At 39.1% G+C, this 25,997-nt stretch carries 16 protein-coding genes, 1 rRNA gene, 2 pseudogenes and 1 riboswitch; of the genes and pseudogenes, 6 read left to right on the top strand and 13 right to left on the bottom strand.

What is annotated here, in order from left to right:
• The first annotated feature begins 571 nt into the window (after positions 1-571).
• Positions 572-1,105: a GNAT family N-acetyltransferase gene (locus AC623_RS07515; RefSeq protein WP_049661882.1), complete on the top strand. Its 534-nt coding sequence runs from the start codon at positions 572-574 to the stop codon at positions 1,103-1,105.
• Positions 1,106-1,489: 384 nt separating this feature from the next.
• Here the strand turns inward: AC623_RS07515 and AC623_RS07510 are convergent, their stop codons facing one another.
• The 4 genes from AC623_RS07510 to AC623_RS07495 form a co-directional block, all read right to left on the bottom strand.
• Entirely contained in the window at positions 1,490-1,858 is a 369-nt protein-coding gene (locus tag AC623_RS07510) for a DUF2294 domain-containing protein (protein WP_049661881.1), read from the bottom strand.
• 616 nt (positions 1,859-2,474) lie between these two features.
• Positions 2,475-2,987, bottom strand: a complete 513-nt coding sequence (locus AC623_RS07505; protein ID WP_049666371.1) for a carbonic anhydrase — start codon at positions 2,985-2,987, stop codon at positions 2,475-2,477.
• Positions 2,988-3,064: 77 nt separating this feature from the next.
• Positions 3,065-5,689: a DUF2309 domain-containing protein gene (locus AC623_RS07500; protein ID WP_049661880.1), complete on the bottom strand. Its 2,625-nt coding sequence runs from the start codon at positions 5,687-5,689 to the stop codon at positions 3,065-3,067.
• Between the two features lie 20 nt (positions 5,690-5,709).
• Entirely contained in the window at positions 5,710-7,221 is a 1,512-nt protein-coding gene (locus AC623_RS07495) for an NADH dehydrogenase subunit 5 (RefSeq protein ID WP_049661879.1), read from the bottom strand.
• Positions 7,222-8,214: 993 nt separating this feature from the next.
• Between AC623_RS07495 and AC623_RS07490 the strand changes: the two genes are divergently transcribed.
• Complete coding sequence (locus AC623_RS07490) at positions 8,215-8,811, top strand: SH3 domain-containing protein (protein WP_049661878.1); 597 nt, start codon at positions 8,215-8,217, stop codon at positions 8,809-8,811.
• Positions 8,812-9,435: 624 nt separating this feature from the next.
• Here AC623_RS07490 and AC623_RS07485 read toward each other — a convergent pair.
• The 5 genes and pseudogenes from AC623_RS07485 to pdxR all read right to left on the bottom strand — a co-directional run bounded on the left by AC623_RS07485 (position 9,436) and on the right by pdxR (position 15,581).
• Positions 9,436-10,428 (bottom strand): zinc-dependent alcohol dehydrogenase family protein, encoded by a 993-nt coding sequence (locus AC623_RS07485; RefSeq protein WP_156187111.1) that lies wholly within the window; start codon positions 10,426-10,428, stop codon positions 9,436-9,438.
• Positions 10,429-10,992: 564 nt separating this feature from the next.
• Complete coding sequence (locus AC623_RS07480; RefSeq protein ID WP_049666369.1) at positions 10,993-12,273, bottom strand: Na+/H+ antiporter NhaC family protein; 1,281 nt, start codon at positions 12,271-12,273, stop codon at positions 10,993-10,995.
• Between the two features lie 109 nt (positions 12,274-12,382).
• Positions 12,383-12,490: riboswitch (SAM riboswitch) on the bottom strand.
• A 244-nt stretch (positions 12,491-12,734) separates the two neighbouring features.
• On the bottom strand, positions 12,735-13,916 hold the full coding sequence (locus tag AC623_RS07475; RefSeq protein WP_049661876.1) for an MFS transporter: 1,182 nt from the start codon (positions 13,914-13,916) through the stop codon (positions 12,735-12,737).
• 91 nt (positions 13,917-14,007) lie between these two features.
• Positions 14,008-14,182 (bottom strand): annotated as a pseudogene (locus AC623_RS20960) (transposase); the annotation flags it as partial.
• A 19-nt stretch (positions 14,183-14,201) separates the two neighbouring features.
• Positions 14,202-15,581 carry a MocR-like pyridoxine biosynthesis transcription factor PdxR gene (gene pdxR, locus AC623_RS07470; protein WP_049661875.1) on the bottom strand — a complete coding sequence of 460 codons (1,380 nt, stop codon included), beginning with the start codon at positions 15,579-15,581 and terminating at the stop codon, positions 14,202-14,204.
• Between the two features lie 148 nt (positions 15,582-15,729).
• Here pdxR and AC623_RS07465 point away from each other — a divergent pair, with 148 nt between their 5' ends.
• Entirely contained in the window at positions 15,730-16,359 is a 630-nt protein-coding gene (locus AC623_RS07465; protein WP_049661874.1) for an FMN-binding negative transcriptional regulator, read from the top strand.
• A gap of 873 nt (positions 16,360-17,232) precedes the next feature.
• A complete protein-coding gene (locus tag AC623_RS07460; RefSeq protein ID WP_231603402.1) occupies positions 17,233-18,177 on the top strand; it encodes an urea transporter in 945 nt (314 codons plus the stop codon).
• A 752-nt stretch (positions 18,178-18,929) separates the two neighbouring features.
• Here the strand turns inward: AC623_RS07460 and AC623_RS21880 are convergent.
• Complete coding sequence (locus AC623_RS21880; RefSeq protein WP_049661873.1) at positions 18,930-19,337, bottom strand: hypothetical protein; 408 nt, start codon at positions 19,335-19,337, stop codon at positions 18,930-18,932.
• 137 nt (positions 19,338-19,474) lie between these two features.
• Between AC623_RS21880 and AC623_RS07450 the strand changes: the two genes are divergently transcribed.
• Positions 19,475-22,963, top strand: a complete 3,489-nt coding sequence (locus AC623_RS07450; RefSeq protein WP_053104085.1) for a bifunctional 2',3'-cyclic-nucleotide 2'-phosphodiesterase/3'-nucleotidase — start codon at positions 19,475-19,477, stop codon at positions 22,961-22,963.
• A gap of 1,064 nt (positions 22,964-24,027) precedes the next feature.
• On the top strand, positions 24,028-24,414 hold the full coding sequence (panD, locus tag AC623_RS07445; RefSeq protein WP_049661872.1) for an aspartate 1-decarboxylase: 387 nt from the start codon (positions 24,028-24,030) through the stop codon (positions 24,412-24,414).
• Positions 24,415-24,968: 554 nt separating this feature from the next.
• On the opposite strand, the pseudogene AC623_RS21375 reads toward panD, so the two are convergent.
• The 3 genes and pseudogenes from AC623_RS21375 to AC623_RS21710 form a co-directional block, all read right to left on the bottom strand.
• Positions 24,969-25,055 (bottom strand): annotated as a pseudogene (locus AC623_RS21375) (YjcZ family sporulation protein); the annotation flags it as partial.
• A gap of 605 nt (positions 25,056-25,660) precedes the next feature.
• Positions 25,661-25,776: ribosomal RNA gene (rrf, locus tag AC623_RS07435) — 5S ribosomal RNA — on the bottom strand.
• 20 nt (positions 25,777-25,796) lie between these two features.
• Positions 25,797-25,997 (bottom strand): hypothetical protein (locus tag AC623_RS21710; RefSeq protein WP_197090952.1); only part of this gene is annotated, 201 nt, incomplete at its 5' end.

Raw genomic sequence — 25,997 nt, 5'->3', positions numbered from 1 at the left:
CACCGTTAACACAAGGTTTAGTTGCTGCGATGTTTGGTTATATATGGCGTTCTGGGACTCACTTGTTTATTTTAATAAAATGGAAAGTCTATAGCGGAATAACAAGTTATTCTGTCTTTTTCTCTTAGGCGGCATAGGTGGAACCTTTATAGAATTTACTGTTTGATTGGGACCTTTCCCCTTTGTTGATGATCTCAACAATATTAGGCTCGCTGACCTTTTAACTAGTCAAAAAAGGTTATTAGCTGGAGAATTTCAGTTGTACCGCCCCTTTTTATATTTGTTGATCCACGTCACTAAGATGATTTAAAGGGCCAGAAGCCTTGTTAAATCAACAATGCATAAAGCCGTGTATAAAGAAGAATGAGAGACAGAAAGAACCCCCTTTGCCGGATAAGGGGTTATTCGTGCAGGAACTTCCATTTTTGGTTTGAAGTGAACTGGAGTTGTATAGAGTATTCATTACGTTCCTTAGAACCCTTTTTTAACTTGAGAGCCATACTACGGAGTATATTATAAAAATAGTGTTAGATGATATTTTTTGAGAAGAATTAAGGTTGGAGGGATCTTGATGAAGGATTCTATTGAGTTGCGTGTGGTAGATATCGAAAACATGCGAGACTTAAAGTCTGTGAAAAAAGCAGCACAATTATTACAGAAACTTGTTTCAAACGGAGCGGCAATTGGATGGGTTGATCCGCCTTCAACAGAAGAGGTCGCTGACTTACTCTTGGAGTTGGCCATTGCAAGTGAAAATAGCAATGCATGCCTAATTGCAGCTTTGGTCGGTCAAGATCTGGCAGGGATTGGATACTGGAGGCGCTATAATCGCCCGACCCATTACCCTCACGCCGACATAGAAAAATTGGCAATCGACCCAAGATTTCAAGGTCGTGGCTTAGGGCGCCAACTTATGAATCAGTTAATTTCCACTGCAGTTAAGGCCGGGATTGAGGTGCTGACCATTGACTTCCGTGGTGACAATGAAAGAGCCGCCAAGCTGTATAAATCTCTAGGATTCACAGAATATGGTCGACTGCCCCGTTTTGTGGCCGTCGGTACTGATCGATACGACAAAATGTTTTACGCCCTTGATCTGCGATAATCTAGAGACGGGTGCTTTAGTTTATTAAGCAGCTGAAAGGATCTTCCGATTTGAAGATCCTTTTTCATTGCTTATATCGGATTTCATGTGAATTAAAAGGGCTCCTTAATAAACATCAAAAAATGCATCTAGCCAGTCTTTATAAAACTAGCCAGATGCATTTTTACAGTTTACGCGCCCTAGAGGATTCGAATCTCTGACCGTAAGCTTAGAAGGCTGTTGCTCTATCGTCCAAAAAAGTCAATTTATATTATTTATGTTATAAACATGAGAGTAACCAAGGTCTTTCAGCCCTTATCTTTGTTTGAATCGTTATGGCGGGCATTATGATATGTACTGTTTACTAAAATCTCACATCTCTTTAGGTGACATTCCTTTATTCCCCTACGTTAAAAGATTTTTCTCAAGATCGTTAAACAATTTAAATATCATCACTCGTTCACCCGTACGAGAGCTTAAATCAGTATGAAAACTTTTCACTTTTTCTCCAGTTATAGTTAGTATAATATCCTTAAGATCTTCTACACCTGATTCAACTAACTCGGAACGAGTTTTTTTTATGGTTAGCATTCCCTCTTTTGTTTCACAAACTGTATATTCGGCTGGTGTTAAAATACCTTTTAAATTAACAATTATCATATTCCGTACTATATCTGTCTTTACAGATACAGACCCACGCCCAAGGTAGTCCTTTTCCCATTGAGTAATTGACTTGCTTATCGCTGATTCAAAAGAACCTTTCGATACTTTCATGTATTATGCATCTCCTGAATAAAAAGTTGGTCTATTTCACATATTTTTTATTTTTAGTCTCTCACACGATTTTTATCCTTATTGTAAGTGCCCATCCTCAATCCTACATTCGAAAAATCCTTGTATACGTGCTAGATATACAAAGCAGATTCTTTTCGCTTAATAATCAATAATCTTTAAGATCATTAAATGAAGAGATTATTTTTAAATCAAAATTGATTTCAACGCCTCCCTCACGCTCTATAAGCTTCACTCTTCACTCTTCATTAATCCATAAAAGAACCTTATGATCCTCTGCATCCCAAGGAAGATAACAAAGTGAATCAACACGGTCTTCACTAGCTATTCCAAGAGGTAGGGCAAGCTCCTCCATTCCCATTCTTAGTTTTTTCCGAAAGAGTTTCTAAGAACGTAAACTCTCGTTCTCCCTCTCCAAAAAAACTTCTACTACGTCTTATGGGTCTTATCGGGGACTTGGATGTGAACACTTAGTAATTTTCAAAAGGTTGGGCAATCGCCTGCTGTTTCCCATACATGGTAGGCAGAACTGACTTTTCCCCATGTATAAGTGTACAGAAGTTATCCCTCCCTTCCATTTCAAAATGGCAAATGATGATCAGCCAAGGTTTGTTTTATCCATAGGAACCTCCACAATTAAGGATCTTTCATCCCTATTGTCAACTATTAAACCTTGGACTTTAATATATGACGGCACTAACGGATGATGACGAATGATATCAACACTTTTTTCGATATTATCACTACTATTTTCTTTTCCATTTAGCCATTCATCAACCGTACCACCAGAAAATTCAGGCATACAATTTTGAAAAAGATAGTCCAATGTTTGGGTTTTGTCTTTCATTGATTCAAGTTGAGTTGGTATGTTAACTGTGAAAGTCCTCTTCTCTTTTGTTCCGATCACAAAAATCTCTTCAACATTTTCCCGATAAATAGCAAGAATAACAGACCTCATTATATCTCCATAAGGATGCAGAATATCGGTACCGTAGTTTTGTATAGTCAGCACTTTTTCAGCTCGAATATGAGGCACTTCTTGCAGGATAGGCTCTAACTCGTTTTCAATGTCCATTAAAAATAGTGCTTTTTTATTTTTATCTACATTCATAAAGTACATCCTTTCTTTATTGTTATACATTGTTTTGATCACCTAACAAATCATTTGATAACTGTTTATTTTAATAGTTACCAGTTTTTCCAACGTCCTTCTGAATCAATACTAGCTAGTCGAACCCATCCATTTTGAACTTTTTCCCGAAATGCTGAATCATTATTTAATAACCGTTTTACATATTTGCTAGGTGCTTGGATGACAATCAGCAAACGAAGAGGAGAATGATAAGCCTCGTGATCGGATTGCATGACGGATTGCCAAGGTAGTCCGGCTAACAAGTCACTTGCATTTCCCTGCATAACACCGAGACCTGCTGTAACGGTTTGAGTTGCTTTATTTCCGCTGCCATAATAATGAGGTGCTACCGTTGAAGCGTAATATTGAAGATTAATCCATTGGGCCACCGTTCCTGGTCCTGCAATGATGTTAGCTAGGATATCACCACGTTTATCCTGATTCCAATCATAATTATGAAGGAAGACTCTCCCTTCCAAGTCACAATTCTGAGTTAGTTTACGTTGACCAATAATAAAAGCGGCATTACGAGCTAATCCCCATTCCGGACGTACCTCACTCCAATCTTCCGCAAAACGGTGTGCCTCAGCCTTCGGATTTTTGAATTTTGATTGAAAATTCGGCAATTGGGCTAGACGTTCTGCATTTGCATTATGACTAACTTTCGGCATAATAGCTTCGATACAATCAAATGCTTCTTGCGCAGCTTCGGAAAGCTCCGGAACATAAATCCAGTGTAATTCATCCACCGTTGTTTTATGCTCAGCGGCTGCGAAAACAGTATCCTCAGGGATTTTAATTCCCTCAAAAGAAAGCTCCTCTCTGACCTCAGGAAGGTTGCATAAAGCAGCTAGAACTCTAGCATTGAATCCACCTGCCGCTCCCCCGCAGGCGCCACAGTCGAGAGCAGCAGCATAGGGGTTGTTGGTACTTTTACTACCATGTCCACATATTACGACTAATGGCGCAAAGTTCTTTGTTAGCCCCATCATTTTCAGAGCTTGGCATGCATAAGTCACTTTTTCTTCTTCAGAAAAACCAACAGGTATTTCCGCTTCTCTATTATGAACATGATTAAGTGAGAGCGTTGTATTAGGTTTGCGTAACCAAGTCTTATGAAGGTTATGAATAAAACGATCGGCTCCCCTCGGCATAAAACTACGTGCTACCGTTTGGAGACTAAGCCAAGGTCCACTTAGCTCAGGTAAAAGCAAGTTTGAAAGTACATTTTGTTTCATCATTTTAAATGTAGAGCTTAAGGAATTAATTGACTGTTTACGTTGTCGATATGATTTGAGTTCATTTTCCTCTGCAGACTCTTTTATTTTGTGTTGAGGCTTTAGTATAACCGGCAAGGAAGAATGACTGTGATCACTCCCAAGTTCACTAGTTGCAATCGGTAAGCCAAAGAAACCGGCAATTCCAATCGTTTCAAACGGACCTTCTTTTTCAAGTTGACGACGAAAAGGTTCTGATCGTACATCAATGCAAAATGCCAATTGAGCTAATACAGATTTTTTACTGTCACTCTCACATTGTTTAGAGGCAATCTTCTGACTTAATTGATCTGTATATGTTTGTTCCCAAGCTTCTAACCAAAGTTTCCTGCGAAGCTTCTCACCAAAACGGTAGGCAAATGATAAATATTCTTTTTGTTCAACCGCTGACATTTGTGACCATTCATCGATTGTAAGCTCTCCCCAATAGAGCCAGGATGCTAAAAGGGAAGTAATCGAAACTTTTTTCTTAGGTCGATAATTATTCAAAGTTAAGTAAGGCTTTATGAGAGCCCACTCCATAGAAATTCGAACTGCTAAATAGTCTGTTAGGAGTGCATGCTCATGGCTCGATTGTTGAGAACGCCAAAGCATCATTCCTGCCCATCCAGGCAAGGAAAGTAAGTGGCCTTCAAGGTAAGCCTGTATTTCTGATTCAGGAATTTCTAATGCAAATAATGCTTCTTGTAAAGCCAAGTGTGCCTCTTGTGGCCAACCTTTTAAGCTTTCACGCTGCTTTTTACTAAGAGCTGGATCATATTGGATGAGATGCTTCCAAGCACGATAGAAGCCCTCTTCACGATTTGGCATTGCCCAGCCTGCCTGAGAGTCATCAAGAAATAATTTACACCACTTGATGACATGTTGATCAAGAATATCGACTAATCTTTCACCATCTTGATTCTCTACCTGCGAACTTATTGGTTGCATTGAAGAATTCTCAATGCTATCCATATTCAATCTACTAGACTCATCTGCTAACTTCTCCAGTTCAGGTGATGACAAAAGGTTAGAAGGCAGTGGATCTAATTTTAGGGCAGCACGGCAAAATTGCTCCGCCACGCCCCTTGGAATATTAAAGGAATGGGAATCAAGCCAACGCTGCAGCCCCATTTCCACATAACCTTCATCAATCTCTCCCTTGCTCTTTGCCGAAAGGATCATCGAAGCACTAGGGTATATATCAACATTACGAGTATTTTTTAACCAACCTGCAACCTGATCAAAAGATTGCTTTTCAAGTCCCATCCACGGACTGCGTGCTGCAAATGTAGAAATGGGTCCAAGCGGTGCAATCACTCGACTAGCAGATTCAATTAAAACGTTAATATCGCTTTCTTGAAAATCAATATTTATATCTTTATTTCTTATATTTCCTTCCATCAACACGGATGTTACGCCCATCATTGATTACCTCCTTATGATTAATATTGTTTAAGGTAGTTTGGATGACTCTCTACTGACTTTGGCTTCGCTTCACCTAACCGTACTAACCAAAGATAGAGTACTGCGAAGGAAACAGAAGAACGATTACGAGCAACCCACGTACCTATCGCACTACCAATTAGTAAGAGACATACGACAATGATGACAGCTGGCATTGGAGGTTGAGTACTTTCAGAAACGGCTGCATGCAGCCACTCATAGAAGAGATTATGAATGATAAAATAAACGAGAGCAGCTCCTCCTAAGAATGATAAGCCAGTAATTCGACCAATTCTCCCTTCCCCAAAAGCTACGAGCTGTGTCCAAGAAACGGACAATGACCACCCTAAGATTAACGCACTAATCAATCGGTATCCCTCTCCAGGAGCCATGAGCCAAAAAGCCCCCCCTGCAACTAAGCCTAAAATTCGACCAGCAACGCCCCACAAGTAGGATGATCTTTCATTAACGCGAGGTGATACTTCGAAACGGCGTACTGCCGAACCAGCCTGTAAAAACAACGTAGCTTTGAATAGTCCATGCAGGATAAGGTGAAGGATAGCTGCAATATGCGCACCTAATGCACACTGAATAAGCATAAATCCCATTTGTCCGATCGTCGAGCCTACTAACTGGCGTTTATAGTCAACCTGGACTAAACTAATTCCAGATCCAATCAATACAGAAATACTGGCAAAAACAAGTAGAATTATCGATGCTATGTCCCCATTAAAAAGAGGTGAAAATCGAGTTAGCATAATCCCGCCTGCATTTACTAGTCCTGCGTGCATAATCGCAGAAACAGGAGTCGGAGCCACAATAGACTCAATTAACCATCTCTGAAAAGGCCACTGAGCTGCAGGAATGATCACTGCTAATACGATCAATAAATTAATCCCTGTTTTCTCCCATGCTCCAAGTTGAGCTAAACTTTCATTTGTTAACGCTAATGATAACTGCCATTGACCTGTGACTTGAAAAAGCCAAAGCATTGCAAGTAACAAAGAAAACCAACTTAATATAAATAATCGACCAGAAACTTTGGCTGCTTCAACAGCTACTTTCCACCCACTATTTAACCTTATCAGTAAGGTTAACCCGACAAGAGTAGCTCCCCAAAATATAACCATCAAGCGGAAATCACCACTTAACCATGCAATTGAAGCAAAACCCGTAGTGAATGTGAAAAGAGCAAAATACTTGCGATAATAGCGGTCTCCCATTAAGTAACGGACAGAAAAACGCTGAATGATTAAACCAATTGCAAGAACAAAGAAAGCCATTAACCAAGCCAAGGAATCCAAGTACCAAGGACCAATATTTCCATCTACACTACTATTAGCAAGAGCCACTAAGGAAATCAAAGGCGGTAAAGCCGTGATACCAATATGAATGCGAACAAAGCTCAAAGGTACTCGCGGATGCAAAAACAATAGTCCGCTTAGCGCAGAAGCAATAAGCATAACAAAAAATAATGTTAACAATGATGACAAACTCAGCGAAACTAACATTTCAAATTCTCCCTTTTTAAATAACGTTAACGTACAAGAAGTCCTTTTTAATTTAGGTGATGTTTTTCTGTAATTTCATACAGTTTTGTTTACTTTTACTAGTTAAATATTATTTTTCCAATAAAAAAACCGACAGCTTCGATAATTCAATGATTATTTTAAATCATTGAATTATTAAAGTTGTCGGCTTCACTTCAACTAACTTCCGAAAAGTTTTTTGAAGAGCTACCTTTTTATAGGTTATTTTACTTTATGTTTTAACTTCCTTCTAAAGAAAATATCGGTATAACTCAAATTTAATCTGTTGGTTATGAAATAAATCGATTTACGCTACTCTTCCTTTTTTATATTAGGACGCTTTTTCATCCAGTCAATATTACATATTAAAAGAATGCTAAAGCCCAGATTGTTTAAAAAGGAGAAAATAAACATCTTTCGATTATTAAGTAAGTATAAGATAGGACATTTTTTAAAATTTGTCAACAAGAAAGCCCTCATGTACTCTTTTAATAGGATCTAACTTAGGATGTTGGAATATGCAGAATGAAGCATCAACTTCTTTTTTAATAAATAACATATTTTTGTAAGCTATCGTCTATGACTCTCCTATATGTTTTATACTTAGATAATTCTCCTGTTCTTCCTCTTTGCTCTAGCCACTTGATAGATCATCCACCGCCATATCCCTCATCCCCAGTGCCAGCAAACTACACGGACACAATATCCTCTATTGCAAATCTGCCTCTTTACTCTCTTTATTTCTACTTTTTCTTCCGCTTGTTACTCGTTCCAGAAGCCGCTATTCTATCATTCCCCCCTTTCATTTCTCATCTATGTTGTGTCGGCGTCTAATGGCACGATTGTATGAAAGGCAGGTTCAATAGAATACTGGTTTATAATGACGGAAGATGTCGTTCAAAATACCAAAAGACAACAACACCCCCGTGGTACAATACAATGGGATGGATTTTTTTGTAAAAGGAGGAGTTCCCTGTGAAGAAAATATTCCTATTGATGGTGATTTTCTTTTTATCCATCACATTGCTCTCTGCCAAGCTAACAGCAGCCAGCACCGGAAACTATACTGTGAAGGTAAAAACTACGTTGAATGTACGAGAGAAGCCAAGTCCAAGAGCCAAAATCGTGGGCTCTCTGAAAAATGGGACTATCGTGTATGTATATAGTACAGCGCCTGGCGGCTGGTCAAAAATTAAATATAAAAACAAAGCGGGGTATGTCGCTTCAAGGTATTTAAAAGCGATAACACCCACTTCCCCTTCCACAAAAAAGTGGAGCGGGAAATGGCAGACTGAATTTGGAAAATTATTGATTACCCATGAAACAGCCTCTAGCTTCAAGTTTGATATTCATGTTGTCATGGGCGGGCATGTCGGAGATCTTCAAGGAACTGCCAAGAGAAAAGACGGGAAAGCCACCTATTCTGGCTATACAAAATCCTCCTTCTCTAAGGACCCTTACTGCCGCATAACCTTTACCCATCAAGGAAACTCTATCCGGCTAAAGGAATCATCTGCTTGTCTATATTGGCATGGGGCAGCGGCAACGTTTGACGGGACCTACTTCAAATAAAGGAACATGGCAATTTTGATAATGAAAAAATATAGACAAATATTCATTCATTAACCATCTCGAAAGCACGAGAGACCAAGAGTTTCCTTGAAATGCAAGGTGGACTGCCTACGACTGGGTTCTCCCCTTATCGCGCAGGACTCTTATACATTCGCTGGCTGCGTCTTTAATCACAAGCTGGGAAAGTGCAGCCTGCAAAAAGTACGGCGACTTTTAAGGCTTCAATGAATGTAGAACGGATTCAAAGACTGTCTATCTTCAGTACCTTATAAAGCCCTTTAGATAAATAACCCGTAAAAAAAGCCAGACATTTGTCCAGCTCATCAACGGCCATATCTTAGTTAAGTGAAAGCGGCGTACCTATGAATATAAATTAGTTTATTCATAAGAAATAAGAATAGTGCAAAAAGCCGGGTGTTATTTTAAAATAAAGTTTGATCACATTGGTACTAATAACCTTGACAAATGGTCATAGAAAAGAGCATGTTTTGAAAAAAGATGGATCAAAACATGCTCTTAAATATTTTCAATTAGATTATGCTTTTATAAAAAAGTTTGATCATTTCCTATTTATGTTACTCCACAATAGACCTCATTTATTAATATTAATTGAAAATTAGTAACTCAATAGCTAGTTAAAAACACTTTCCCTTTTGTCTTTTTAGAAGATTCAACAACTTTAATAGCCCTTTTTATATTTAATAAATCATACTGAGAATCTACCGTCATCAAACATAATTTTTCATCACTTATTAGATTTATTAAGCGATGGAAGGTTTCTTGCCATTTATCTGCTGAAACATTTTTATTCCAATTTCGTAAATGAAACATATTAGCATTCACTTTAGCCTTTTTTATAATTTCTGCCCAATTCACTTGTATCCCTGATAAAAGGCCGATGGCTAAAAAATTTCCGTTAGGCTTTACACAATAAGCCAATGCATTTCCATCTGAACCCCCAACAGAGTCAATAGCAGCATCAGCGCCCATCCCATTAGTTAATTCCATAACGACTTCATTTAAGTCATGTTGAGATGTATCAATCACATAAGAAGCACCAAGATGAAGCAATTCCTCCATATACTTATTATTTCTAGTAACTGCAATCAACCGAAAATCTAAAACTTTCGATAATTGGGCAAAAACATGCCCAATAGAAGAACCGCATGCGTTAACCAATAAAACATCATCTGGTTTTAATTTTAAAACTTCGGTACATACTACCAATGCTGTAATTGGATTAATATACATCTGTGCTGCTGTAAAATCATCAATCGAATTAGGTATAGGAACCACAAATTCTGATGATGTTTTAACAAACTCTTGCCATGTACCTTCCCCTCGCAAAGGTAGAACACGTTGACCAATAAAATGATGGGAAACTAAAGGACCGACGTCTTCTATTATACCAACTCCCTCATATCCCGGAATATTTGGCAAAGAAACCCGATGAGAATATGACCCTCTAATCGGTATTAAGTCAGATGGATTGATAGGGCGAGCTAACATTCGAACAAGGACTTCATTATCTTTTGGTGGCTGAATACTTTTAGACTCCACTCTTACTACATCTCTAGGACTACCGAATTCATAGAATTTAATACATTTTGCATCCAACATTATGTCTCCTTCATATAAATCAGATTATTTAATTATATCCTCTTCACTTCAACTGCCTCGTCTAGATAGTCTACAACAATCTGGCCCTAAAATGGAAATAAGCGCTAATCCCTGCTACAGGAAAGCGCCCGATTGCTGAACAAATGAGATAGTGATGCCCCTAATGTTAATACTGCTATGAAGATTTCAATTGTAAACGCGCAATTTTCGAAAACCATTGTGATAAAACTTCCCACAAGCGAATGTTATTTCAATTAAAACCTTAAGTAGAATAGCGAAAGAGGCCTAATCGATTAAAACTTGTTAGATATTCGGTATTACACCTAGAAATGACGAAGTTAAAAAAAGTTTTGGGGACTAAAAACGGTCAGCCTCCCAAAAATAATGAACTAAATAATGATCTTATTATAAATTCAATAGGGACAGAAACAGAAAGCCAAGCTTCTGAATTAAAGCTAAGGTTCCAAATTTCCATACTTTCAAAGGCCATGACTGATGCACTAATACTTTACCTTTTTTAACAACTGGAGGACAGGCCCCATTAATTTAAAGTGGTGAAGTTCAGGCTTTCTTTTTTGTCGGGTATCCCATGAGAATAGCGATGATTCCACAGATTCCTATAAGGATTGGATAGAAAGAGTATGGAAGGATGCTCACTGGCGATATTCCGGCTACACTTGCAGCTGCCAATAATTGGGCTCCATATGGCAGAAGGCCTTGGGTCGAGCAGGAGAAAATATCTAATATACTCGCGGACTTTCGCGGCTCAATCCCATACTGATCAGCAATATTTTTTGCAAGCGGACCGGTGATTAAAATAGCAATCGTATTATTGGCCGTCGATAAATCCGTTAAGCCCACGAGACCGGCAATCCCAAATTCAGCACCCTTTTTTGATTTAATCCTTCGTGTCACAAGGTGAAGCAGAAAATCAATCCCGTCGTTAAATTTAATAACCTCCACCATTCCAGCTATTAATATCGCAAGAAAGGCGATTTCATACATGCCTGCCATGCCTTCACCAATCTTTTGCAAAAAGCTCATTACATGATAGCTGCCATCCGCTAAGCCTACAGCTCCGGCCAGAACAACCCCTAATGCCAAAACAAGGAAAACATTCATTCCAGCTAACGCAAAAATAATAACCAAAACATAAGGAACAATTTTCACCCAATTATAGTTTAAATGCTCTACTTGTGCCGTTTCACCCATTGTGATAGCGCCTAAAATAATGCCTGTAACAACAGCTGCCGGCAACACAATCCAAAAATTTACCTTAAATTTATCTTTCATTTGCGCACCTTGTGAACGAGTGGCAGTAATGGTGGTATCTGAAATAAAGGATAAATTATCGCCAAACATCGAACCGCCAATAATCGCCGCCATTATTAAAGCCATGGCAAGATCAGTATGCTCGCTTATCCCAACTCCAATTGGCGCCAGTGCAACAATCGTTCCCATTGATGTACCCATTGACAGGGAAATGAAGCAGGCAATGATGAACAAGCCTACGATAAGCAGGTTTTGCGGAACGACCGATAAAGCAAAGTTAACAGTGGAATCCACTGCCCCCATGCCTTTCGCTACCTCTGAAAAGGCTCCAGCCAAGAGAAAAATAACAACCATCAGCATGACATTTAAATTTCCTGCTCCTTGGCAAAAAATATCAACCTTTCTCGAAAACGATTCTTTTCGATTCATCGCCAGAGCCACAGCACCCGAAATGGCAATGGCTACAATGACAGGAAAGGCATAAAAATCACCTGTCATAACCCCTGAACCAATAAATAAAATCAAAAAAACAACAAATGGGATTAGCGCCCATGGATTTCCTTTCTTCATGGTTCCACCTCCAAAAAATAAAAAAGGGCACGTCTTTTGTCCAGTTTTGCCCCGAAAAAAGGCCTCTTCTTGAAACAACAAGAAGAGGCCTTATATCTATAAAACACCCCTCTTATCTAGCAAGCCTTTGCTTGCTGGATTTGGCACAGCAACTTAATCACTAAGTTCCGCTGCCGAGATCTCATCGGGCCAGCCCCTCCATCTCTCTTGATAAGAAGAAAATATCTTATTCATTTGTCACAGTAAATAAAAGACTACAAGATTTTTATTCCTTTATCAACAAAATTTTTATGGATATTTTTGGATGACGAATGGAAGATTATATTAGGGCTTAAAAGGATAAACGTTACTGAAAATTTTTACTCCAGTCAACCATCAAAAGTATTATAAAATAACAAAGGAGGTTGTTTTATGTCAAACTTTCATAAACAAAAAATTGTAAACAGCGTTCCGTAAAAAAGCTATTCGTAACGTCTATATTTGACCATAAATACCATTCCAAGAATAGGTCCAATCGCTAATACCGAAAAGACCCACTCCCAACCAACGATTCTCTGAATAATAGGGATTAGATTAATAGAAAATATAGTAATCAGGAAACCAATACACATTTGAAAAGTAAGGGCTGTACCTACATAATCAACTTCAGCTATTTCTGAAACTGCTGCAGAAAATTGGGCGGAATCAGATATGACAGACATCCCCCAAACAATGGCGATTATTAGAGTTAGCCAAATAAATTGTCCAAATGTAAAACCTATTACTATTGAACAGGCAGCACTGATCAGCATAGAAATAATCGTTAAATTGGCTCTTCCTATTTTATCTGAGATTAGTCCACCTGCTATACATCCAATCCCTCCTGCAATTCCTATTGAAATAAAAGAGGATAACGCAATGAACCAATGAGGAATTCCTGGTGAATAGGTTGAGAAACTAGCTGCCAAAAAGGAAGGAAGCCATGTCCACATCGCATATAATTCCCACATATGACCAAAATAACCGTAATTCGCGAGCATTACCGGTTTATTCACTACTACTTTTTTTATTAATTTTAACGAAAAAGGCAATCTTTTCGATTTTACTGGAGCATCTTCTAAAATAAACGCGACAACTAGAGCCGATAATAAAGCCAAAATTGAACTACAAATGATCACGAATTTCCAATTTAACGAAGAAAAAAATATCACAACAAAATGAGGTAATGATGACCCTAATGTTAAGGCTGCTATTAAGATTCCAATTGCAAATCCGCGATTTTTTGGAAACCATTGTGATAAAATTTTCACAGCTACTGGGTATACACCAGCGAGTGTTATGCCGGTTAAAACCCTAAGTAGAATACCGAAAAAAGCGGAATCAACTAGAATAAGTGAAGCATTCAATATTGCACCTAGACATGCTGAAATTGCGAAAACTTTTCGGGGATTAAAACGGTCAGCCACCCCAAAATATGAACTGAATAATGATCCTATTACAAATCCGATAGGAACAGAAGCAGAAAGCCAAGCTTCTGAATTGGAACTAAGGTTCCAAACTTCAATTAGTTCGGGGGCAATCACTGATGCACTAAACCACAAGCTTAAAGCACACAATTCTGATAATCCAATCCACGCCAATGCTCTCCAAGAACTTTGAATCATAATATCCCCCCTCTTAAATAAAGCTGAATAATATGTTTTACAAAAAGAAAAAGAACCTCCAGTTTGCTTATATAAAACCGATTTGAAGTCAATCTTCACAGATCTCTGCCTGGTCAGCTACATGAACTTTGCGGGCAATATTACGTCTTCCTTCCCCCTCTCTCTTTGATGTCTTCCAGCAGTCCTTTCCAGACAAACACTGATTCTCTGGGGACCATCGTGTAAGCCAGCACTTCTTTCGATCCGTCTTCACAAATGCCAGCAGCTGTGATAAGGTTGAGACTTTTAAAACCAAGCTTTTTTTAAGAGGCTTATACCAAGTTGGATTTCCTCATCAGAAAGATTACTGAAACCAAGCTTAATAACTGGTTGATCAGAATGATTGTTAACGACGTATAGTGAGATAGGATACACTTTAACACCATAAGCGGAAGCCTGTTTGATGAGCCATTCTTCTGAACGATTCGTGTGTACTTTGACTAATAAGTACAAACCAGACTGTTCGCCAATAATAGATATACTTTGCTTGAACTCTTTTTTTAACAATGATACTAAGTGCTGCATCTTTCGTTTATAAACAAGACGCATACGCTTAATATGACGATTCCATTCTCCCTCTTCCATGAACTTAGCCATTGTGAGTTGGCTAAGAAGTGAAGTGGTGCTCTCGAAATGACGGAAGTGATTTTTATAACGATCTAATAGCGGTTGTGGGAGCACCATATAACTTAAACGGATCCCTGGAAGGAAACACTTCGAAAAGTTCCCCAGATAAATAACCCTTGTGGCATCAAGGGAAGCAAGAGCTGGAAATGGCCGTTGTGTGTAACGAAATTCGCTGTCATAATCGTCTTCGATAATATATCCCTGTATACTGGCAGCCCAATGAATAAGCATTTGCCGCTGTTGAATGGACATACTTACCCCCATTGGGCTCTGATGGGAAGGCGTTACATAGATTAATCGTGATGTCATTTGTTCTAATTGGGTGAAATCGGCTCCTGTTTCATAAACTGGCAAGGTTTCAAGCAAAAAGCGATGGAAATGAAAAGCTTCCCTTGCACCATCATATCCAGGGTCCTCTACTACGACACTTTCGAAATCATCTTTCAGTATATGGCCAAGGTATATGAGCATCTGCTGGGTACTGCTGCCGATAATAACCGCATTTGCCTCTGCTTTTACTCCCCTCGATTGAAACAAATACGCAGCAATCTGTTCTCGCACGCATATCTCCCCAAAAGGCTCTCCATATTGAAAGCTCTCTTGTAATGCTAATACCTGGTTAGCGATTCTTCTCCAGACTTTTAGAGGGAAGTGAGATTGATCTACAGCATCGGCCCGGAAATTGACGAGGACAGGCGGTACCGGCTCGGTTTGCCCTTTATTATGGGAATACAGCTCTTCCTGAACCAAAACAGGCTCCAACTCATTTGCAAAATAACCTTTTCGCCCTTCTCCACGAATATAGCCTTCAGCTACCAGCTGTTCGTAAGCCATTAATGTGGTATTGCGGCTTACGTGAAGGGAGTTTGCAAGTTGACGAATAGGAGGCAGTTGTTCATCAGCCTGTATGTCACCTTGCTCAATAAATAATTTAAATTGCTCGTAGATTTGTTTGTATTTAGGAGAGTTATTTTTAAAAGTAAAAATAGTATTTTTCATTTACTGCCCTTCTGACATGTATAGTTGTTTAATATTGTACCTTTTTTAATGTCAGTTTGTATAATACTATTTTTTTAGCGGGTGTTATGTTGAATACTTCACATTACGGCATTCAACATTCACATTACAATTAAGGAGGAGTTCAACCATGTATATCCCTAAATATTTTAAAGAAACTTCTATGGATGAAATTGAAGAATTTATCCAAAAACATTCATTTGGTACCCTTGTTACCACTAAACAGGGCAGGCCCATTGCTACCCATATTCCTTTATATTTAGAAAAGGATGTAGATGAGGGTAACTATTACATTACAGGACATATGGCTTATGGTAATCCTCAATGGAGAACATTTGAGGAATCCAAAGAAGTTTTAGTTATGTATCAGGGACCGCATGCTTATATATCATCTTCTTGGTACAATCACGAAAATGTCCCTACATGGGATTATCAAGCTGTCCATATATATGGAAAAGCAGAAATATTGCCAAAGGACGAGTTAATAGAAGCGCTTAGCAAAATGCTGTATAAATATGAAGGGCACCGTGAAGATCCAGTTTTATGGAACAAGCTTTCTCCTGAGTTGTTAGAGGCTGAATTAAAGGGCATCACTGGTTTCAAAATAAAAGTACAAGAAGTTCAGGCTGCATATAAGCTAAGTCAAAACCATGATGAAGAGGATCAAAAAAATATTATTAGTAAGCTGTATGAAGAAAATGATCCAAACGCACATCAGTTGGCCGATACGATGATGAAAAGCTGGAAGCATGCTGACTAAGGATTTTTTTACGCTTCTAATTGTAAATATGGTATGTCCGGATAAAAACTACTGATTCAGAGCAGTTCTTTCTTTTCAAAGGTTTTGTAATGAGATTACAGACGAATTGTTATCAAAAAATAGGACTGATAATGCCTGTTATTAACCCGAATGTCATGCTCACTGTCCTGCATTTTTTGCTTAACACGGATGGAATGCTAACAATAGACGTGAAGAAAAGCATGCCAATGACGGTTCCTGCACCAAATATGAGGATATAGATGGCCGCTCCCCCGATAAGTGCTCATTCTCAAGAGGACCATAGCGCCGCTTCCTGCTAGTCCATGGACCAAGCCAATGAACATGGAACCCAAATACGCAGTGTTTCTATGCCTACATTTATAGTCATGTTTCCCATTATTTTGGCAGGAATGACGTTTTTAATGATTCCTTAGAAACCGCTGGCAACCGCACTATCATTTCTATTAAAAAATAGGCCTCTGCACCTTATAACCTGAATTTTCGATAGTTACTTATTACAAATATTTACTTTTTATCGGAAAAAACTTTCTTTTTTTAAGTTATGTAGTCGAATTAACCAGCAAATAACATACATTCTTATATTGATTCCTTTAAAACCATCATATATCATAATTCTTATATGTTAAGGTTATATATATATTTTGTAATAAAAAGGAAATAAACATAGATCAAGCAAAAAAGGATGGGCTCCTATAGAAAGGAACCACCCTTTTCTTTTTGTTTTATCTTCTTATCAATAAGGAATGCTAACAAGGAGATACCCAAGAAAGAATAGACTTGTCACTTTACAGTAAAGCAAAAGCTTCTATATTAGAGGAGCAAATCCTAAGAAATTGGAAAGGAAGAATTATTGTGCAAAATACTAATCACACGCGATGGGCTGAAGGGAAATTGGTTTCCTTTCTGATAGCGACTCTAAAAGGCATATCTCAAGTTATGCTCATTGAAAATGCTGTTACTGGACTTATCATTCTCTTAGCCATCACCACATTTTCTTATTCTTTAGGAATCATTGCTCTGCTGTCGGCTTTTATAGGTACTATCGTTGGAGTAATAGGAGGAGCGAATAAGGAAAGCATCAACCAAGGGTTGTTCGGCTATAACTCCATCTTGACAGGACTTGCGCTCACCTTATTTTTAACTGGACCTTATCATTGGATTATTGCTCTCGCAGGTGCGGCACTAGCAGCACTCTTAACAGCCGCTATGATGCATGTAATGAAAAATACAGGAATCCCTGTACTTACGTTTCCCTTTATCACCGTGACATGGTTTACGATTCTTGCTTCTTACCGTTTAGAAGCATTCCGTTTAACTTCCCGATTTGTTCCGCAAGACTTATCTAATTGGCAATTGGACACAGCTGGAAAAATAAACTGGTTAGAAGGGGCATTTGACGGAATTGGACAGATCTTTTTCATTGAGGGCATCCTATCCGGAATTCTGCTTTTTGTTGCGGTATTTGTGGCTGGCTGGAAACTAGGCCTCTATGCTGTATTAGGAAACGTCTTCGCTTTACTGACTTCCTATCTGCTTGGAGGAGAACACACGTTGATTTATAGGGGGCTATACGGATACAATGCCATCCTGGCGATCCTCGCCGTGTCTGCAGCGTTTAATACGGACCACCGCCGCTTTGGTCTGCTTTCAGGTATTTTTGCGGCTTGTTTAACAGTGCCGTTCGCTGCAAGCATAGCTACTTGGCTTTTGCCATACGGACTTCCAGCGTTGACCATGCCTTTCGTTCTTAGCACATGGCTTTTCCTAGGAGCCAAAAAAGTACTGCCGAATCTATAAATCCAATTACCCTGCATCCTCTAGATGTAAGGTAATTGAACCTCTCTATAAAGCTCTCCTATTGATATGTGAGGAGGCCGCTAATCAATAAAGGAAGAATTTTAATTATGGAAGATGAAGCTAAGATTGCGCTCCTGGTTCAATTGGAAATTGAATAGGAAGGATATGAAACAAAGGCTGCTTATACGCGAACAGAGGGGTTTTCGACATTTTAAAAGGAAATTTAGCATCACCTTCTATTGAACGTGATGCTATTTGGATTAAGCAACCAGCATTGAGGTATTGCGTCACATCCGATCGTCTAATAACCAGATCCCTGTTATTTTATTAATGGCGCTTGAGGTCCTGTCTAATCAAGACAGGGGGATAGATCTTATCAACGCTTTTTCCACTTTCCCTCTCTCCTTCCATGATCAATTTCCACAGAAAAAGCCAAAATGATTGACCTATAAGCGTAGGTTTCTTCCCGCCCTTTAAGAAATATTCATTTTCTCGTTTTCACGCTTACAGCTTTCATCAGCCTACATTGATTTAAATCACCATGTTCTGGTATTTAAGTTTTCTCCTATCCTTTTATATAACAAAAAGCCGATGATCATCCGCCGTCACGCGGAACACAATCGACTTTAAATGGTTACGTATCCTTCAGCATCCAGCTAAAAAAGCAAATAGAGCCCCTTATGCAAGCTCCTTACTCCACAGGCTCTCTGTCTGTCAAAGTGTTTCCCACTTGTTTCCTTTTCCTCATTTGTTCATAACACAGCATTCAGCGAAAGCTTAGACCCTTTCGCTGAATGCTCTACATCTACAAGGAGGCCTGACAACAGCATCGAAGGGTGAAAAAATAGAAATTTATTTTGGACGTACCCCTCTCTTCTCTTTTCAAACCTTGTTTTGTCGCTTTGATAAAGCAACAGGTTATCAAGTATATAGAGAAGTCCAAGCACTACACCGGTTATTAGAAGCGTATATTTGTAAAGAATTAATGAAATGGCAAAAACAATTTCCTGACCAATATTATCGTAAAGTTTACAGGCTGCACAGTTGATTTTATAATCCTGATAGTCCACGACGCCCTCAATATTTAGTATATGTTCACACTGAACATATAGCCAGAAGATATTTAAGACATTTTCCTGTTCCCCGCTTCGCAACACCAAACTTTAGAACTGCTAATTTACATTAAGTTTACTAAATCTTAAGAATAGTACTACCTTAAGCCTCATTTATATATAAGCAGTTCTTTTTATAATTAAAAAGAGTTTAAAAAAACACAACTATTAAGGAGTTGTTTCCGTTGAGAAAACCTTTAATGAAAGCCGGGAAGACATTAGCAGTAACTACGATGGCATTATCTGTCTTAGCTGCTCCACTTTCCTATCATTCAGTAATGGCTGCCAAGCCAGATCAGACTGGCAAACACGAGGTATCCTTGCGAATCCTTGGAACATCAGATATTCATACCAACCTTTATAATTATGATTATTATAAGGATGCTGAAACGTTGGAATTTGGTCTTGCTAAAACAGCTACTCTTATCAACGAAGCGAGAGAGGAAGCCCAAAACACTCTCCTTTTTGACAATGGTGACCTGATTCAAGGAAACCCGCTTGGCGATTATAAAGCAAAAGTGGACAAGCTGGAAGATGGCGAACTTCATCCAGTTTTTCAAGCAATGGCGCAATTGGATTACGATGCAGCAACCGTTGGAAATCATGAGTTTAACTATGGACTCGAGTTCCTTGATGAAGTACTGGACGATGCACCAATTCCTTATGTTAACGCAAATGTATACATAGATGACAAAGACAACAACCCATCCAATGATAAAAACGCCTTCAAGCCTTATACCATTTTAAAGAAAAAAGTAGTAGATGGACGCGGAAAAACGCAGGTGATTAAAGTCGGTGTAGTTGGTGCCGTTGCCCCGCAGATTCTCCAGTGGGATAAAGCCCACCTTGATGGTAAAGTGATCACAAAAGATATTGTCGAATCGGTCAAAGCGCAAATTCCTCAAATGAAAAAAGAAGGCGCGGATCTTATTGTCGCCCTTGCCCACTCCGGAATCGGCGACGAAGAAGTAGTTAAGATGGAGGAAAATGCTGCTTATGACCTGACAAGTGTGGCAGGTATCGACGCCATCATTTCCGGCCATAGTCATTCTACCTTTCCAGGAAACTATGCAAATCTGCCTGGTGTAGACACTGAAAACGGAACGATTAATGGTGTTCCTGTCGTAATGCCAGGAAGCTGGGGAAGTCACCTTGGTGTCATTGATTTAAACATAGCGAAAGAAAAAGGCAAATGGGTTGTCAAAAGTTCTGAAGCAGAAATCAGAACGATTTATGACAAAACAACCAAAACAAGCTTGGCTGAACCTGATGATAAAGTATTAAAAGCAGTTAAAGAAGCACACGAAGAAACTGTTAATTATGTCCGCCAGCCGGTGGGGACAACAACGGCTGATATTCACAGCTATTTTGCTCTTGTTCAGGACGACCCTTCCATCCAGATTGTGACCAATGCCCAAAAATGGTATGTGGAGAAAAAAGTACAGGGTACCCCTGATGAAAACCTGCCAATTCTTTCAGCAGGAGCGCCATTTAAAGCAGGCGGAAGAAGCGGAGCTAATTACTATACATATATTCCAGAAGGAACCATTGCAATTAAAAACGTGGCAGACCTTTATCTTTACCCAAACACTGTAGCCACTGTTAAAATTACAGGTAGTGATGTAAAAGAATGGCTTGAAATGTCTGCAGGCCAATTTAATCAAATTGACCCGTCCGTAAGGGAAGAACAAACATTGATTAATACCAATTTTCCAACCTATAACTACGATGTAATTGACGGGGTAACCTACGAAATTGATGTAACAGAGCCAGCTAAGTATGATAAAGATGGCAATCTTGTGAATGCTAAGGCAAACCGAATTAAAAATTTACAGTACAACGGCCAGCCCATTGATCTTGAACAGGAATTCCTTGTTGTGACAAACAACTATCGTGCAGGTGGCAATTTCCCTGGAGTCAAAAATCAGACAGCTGTAGAAATGTATCCAGATGAAAACCGTCAGGCGATTATTGATTATATTGAGGAACAGAAAACCATTGATCCGTCTGCAGATGGAAACTGGACCTTCTCCCCTGTCAGTGGCGATGTAAATGTTGTTTTTGAATCTTCGCCGGACGCGCAAAAGGCTCTTTTACCTGGAAGCGGGATTGAATTTACAGGTGAAGGTGCAGGCGGATTTGGCAAGTATTCTATGAAACTGCCAGTTGCGGAATCTCAGGAGCCTTTCGAGCTTCAGCTTTTAGGCATTAATGATTTCCATGGACAGCTAGACACGTATAACTCCAGCATTAATGCAGGAGGCGTCGAATATTTAGCCGCCTATTTAAAACAGCGTGAAGCGGAAAATCCCCATACACTACTCGTTCATGCCGGAGATGTTGTCGGTGCCAGTTCACCAGTATCTGCCCTATTACAGGATGAACCGACCATCCATATTCTGAATGAACTTGGCTTTGATGTCGGTACCGTTGGCAATCATGAATTTGACGAAGGCATTGAAGAAATGATGCGTCTTATCAATGGAGGAAGCCATCCGAAGACGGTCGAGAAATATGGTGAATTTGAAGGGGCAAACTTCCCTTATATCGCAGCAAATGTCATTGATGCGAAAACAAAGAAAACTATTCTTGAGCCTTATCATATTGAAGAAGTAAATGGAGTACCAATTGGTTTTATTGGTGTGGCTTTGTCAGATACACCGGACATTGTCATCCCAAGTGCGACTGAGGGGATTGAATTTACAGATGAAACAAAGGCCATTAATAAGTATACGGCAGAGTTAAAAGCAAAAGGCGTTGAAACGATTATTGTTTTAGCCCATAACCCTTCCTATTCAAAAGCAGACGGCTCAAATGCATCGGAAGAACTCATTGATATTGCCCGTAATGTAGATGATGAGGTCGATGTTTTATTTGGCGGCCATAATCATTCGTACACGAACACTACAGTAGATGGAAAGGTTGTTGTCCAGTCATATGCTTCTGGAACAGCTTTTTCTGATGTCGACCTATTGATCGATCCTGACACTAAGGATGTGATTTCAGCAGAATCAGAAATCGTCACAACCTACCGTGATCGCATCACTCCCGATGCAGAAATAAGAGCCATTTTGGATGGATATATGACTGATGTTGCGGGCCAGTTAAATGAAGTGATTGGCACTACTCCAACTGCGATTACAAGAACAACAAATGCAGCTGGTGAATCAGCTATGGGAAATCTCATTGCTGATTCGATGAGAGCTCAAACAGGTACAGATTTTGCTTTTATGAATCCGGGCGGCGTTCGCGCAGACATTGATGCTGGTGAAATTACTTGGAAAGAAGCTTTCACAGTCCAGCCGTTTGGAAATGACCTTGTAAAAATGACGGTAACCGGAGCGGACATTAAAACATTATTAGAACAGCAATGGGGCAGCAAAGTTCGTATCATGCCAGTTTCAGGTCTTAAAGTTTCCTATGATGATTCCCGCGCTGCTGGAGACCGCATTGTTTCCATCGTGAAGGACGACGGGACACCAGTTCAAATGGATCAGAATTACACGATAACAGTGAACAACTATATGGCTGGCGGCGGCGATGGTTACACAGTATTGGCTGGTATCACCAACCGTACAATCGACGTAGTCGATCTTGATGCATTAGTTAATTATATTAAGGCCAGAGACGTGGTGAATTCTCAAATCGAAGGACGCGTGACAAAATTAAATTAAAAACGACTGATTTTAAGAGAGTACCAGGTTTACCTGGTACTCTTCTTTTATCAGCGGAACAGTTCAGTATTGTTTCTTCATTTCTCTTATTTCAATACTCGGGCTTATTAAATGTTGTCCGTTTAGCTTAAGTATATTTCTTTCAGCCACTTTCTGAGGTCTTAGCAATAAGCTCTTAATTATCAACAAGTGGGATTCATATAGCTTCCCCTAGCAACAATTAATGACTAGAACTCCTTTTAGCAGCCCAAGAAGAGTAATCGCTATTTTGTTACCTTTCCTTATCGCCTATTCTTTTATTAGTTTTTCTAAAATTTTTCGAGTTAACTAAATTTGATAACTTAGCTATGCATAGAAGTTCATAATCGCGGAATGTATCTTGGCTGATTAGGAGATCTCTGTTTATTTTTTGCTATATCATATAGGATTTATCCTACATCCTTCCTGATTTGTGTATAGATGAAAGAAGCTCAAAAGAACATTGTTTGTTTTGGATATGGCCATGAACTGATTAGTCCAGACTAGAACGTGTCAAACGCTTTAAGTCCCTTTTTTTAAAAAGCTTTTTCATCAATCTACAACAGAGATTTTATAAGTGTTACGAATAACCTGCCCGCATATTTGAATCAGCAAGATCCAAATATGCGGGCATTCGCTTCTCACCAAGTTAAATAGAATAATGTTTAAGTCCGATTCTCCATATCCTCATTAACTTATTGTCAGGTGTTTAGATTATACTTTCTGTCTTCCACAAGAGAATACATGCTTTCAGCGACATTGGTATAGTGATCGGTCCCTCTTTCTAAAGGCGGCAGATCAAGGCAAGTTGGGTGACTTGCGGAAGCGACTCTGGATTGGTTTGATTCATCAAAGGTTAGCTTCTCATCCATTCTTCATACAAATCATCGTCCATTTCCGCTATCCTTTTTGACTTTTCTATATCCTCTTCTTTAAACGATTTTAAAGATCATACAAAAAAACTCTTTAATAAAGGTATATATCACGTACACTTCTGCAACGACTTGAATATGAAGAGATAAACGGCATAATTTGGAGGGCTCACATTGAAACGGTATATTTGCAAAGGAAAAATTCATAGAGCAACTGTAACAGAAGCGAATTTAGATTATCCAGGCAGCATAACGATAGACAAGGAATTAATGAAGGCCGTCGGAATATTACCATATGAAATGGTACAAATTACAAGCTTTCGAAATGCAACCAGATGGAAGACCTATGCTATTCCCGGTGAAGCAAACTCAGGTGTCATTTGTCTGAACGGCCCTCCTGCGCATCTTTTTACAAAAGGAGATCAGGTAGTCATCCTGTGTATAGGAATCTTTGAGGAAGATGAAATGGACGAATTAAAAACTAAGGTAGCTTATGTAGATGAAAGAAATAATATCGTTGAACTTGCAGAAAACCCACTAACAGATTTATGGGGAGATTAAATCGACATAAATAATTGACCAAAAAATTCCTCATAAACAAGTAAGAAAAACATAAGATCTGAAGCTTTATTCTACTCTTACCCTTGTGACTGCATAGCACAAGGGCACTTTCAAGTGTATCGGCTCAACATTTAAAGTTATTAGTAAGTATCTGGATGAAATGGAATAATGTATTTACATCTATACAATTTTATAGGTGTTCGGGTAAAAAGACATAACTATGATAAAAGCTGTCCATTAATATTAAAAAAGGTGCTGGTTGTGAAATCAGCACCTTTTTTACACTTGAGAAATGTAAAGTAAATCATTGTATGAACAGTGAAGTCCATTCTTCATATGAAAATCAAATTAAGAATCCGCCACACTTGAAAAGCTTTAGCAGATTATACATTCGGCTTATAAAGGATAGAAAGTAAAAGAATAATTAGGGTAATAACATGGAATCAATTCATCATATGTCCTCTACAAAGATTAAAGATAACCCGTCTAGCAGAGTTTATTGGATCAGCAAGGCGTGTCGTGTCTATACTGAGATAACAACTCTTAGGAGAAGATTACCAGCAGTATGCCGCCCCAACAATGATCAGCAGAATAAATAAAACAACGATCAGCACAAAGCTCCTACCATAGCCGCATCCGCTATTATATGCCGGGTAACAACATGGGGTATAGGCTGGATAAGCGAGATGATCCGGGTAAACTTCCGGGCTTACAAAGGGTTGGCTCGGCGAGACATTTGAACCTGCAAATGGTTGATTCGGGGGGATATTTGGCTCTACAAATGGTTGGTTCGGAGAAATATTCGGCCCTACAAATGGCTGGTTTGGAGAAATATTTGGCCCTACAAATGGCATATTGTTCACTTTTAACTCTCCTCATCATTATTTTAACTACATGTTAGTATATGTGTCCCTATTATTGATGGATAGACATCTACCCATTTATTATTTTTTTAATAAATTTACTTTTGAAGAGCTACTCCAATAAAAAGCGAGGTTCCATTTCGTAAAACATACTAGATTGAAGATTATTTTGTAAATGTAATAAACAATTATTTCTGCCGATTGATTTAGTAACGATTTTACTTCCTTGATTACCATGTAAATATTTCTTAACGGCTTCTATTTTTCTTGTGGAGTAATTTTAACCATAAAAAAAAATGCCCCCCAATTGTTAAGAGTGTCTAACAATTGGGGGGCATTTCAAACTGACAAGATGCCTTTTTATATTTGATTTAAAGGCGGGTGCCTGGCAGCGTCCTACTCTCACAAGGGGAAGCCCCTCACTACCATCGGCGCTGAAGAGCTTAACTTCCGTGTTCGGGATGGGAACGGGTGTGACCTCTTCGCTATCGCCACCAGACTGTATAAAGTTGAAAGAGTTTATTCTTTCAAAACTGGATAATATGTTTCAGTAACCGGCAATACCGTGCCATGGTTTATTGCTTTTACGCCGTGCGGCGTTGTCCAGCTCCAGCAGCCAGACTCTCGGTCATAAGCCGTCACGTCTGTGTGGCAAAGAACGCCACTTCGACGGTCCGTCTTATGTCTGCCGAGTCTAAACGGCTGCTTCTGCTTTTCGTT

This window comes from Bacillus sp. FJAT-27231 (assembly GCF_001183975.1).
Classification (GTDB): Bacteria; Bacillota; Bacilli; order Bacillales; family Domibacillaceae; genus Pseudobacillus; species Pseudobacillus wudalianchiensis.
Note: the sequence above shows the minus strand (reverse complement) of the source record. Positions and strands in the feature narration are given on the sequence as shown.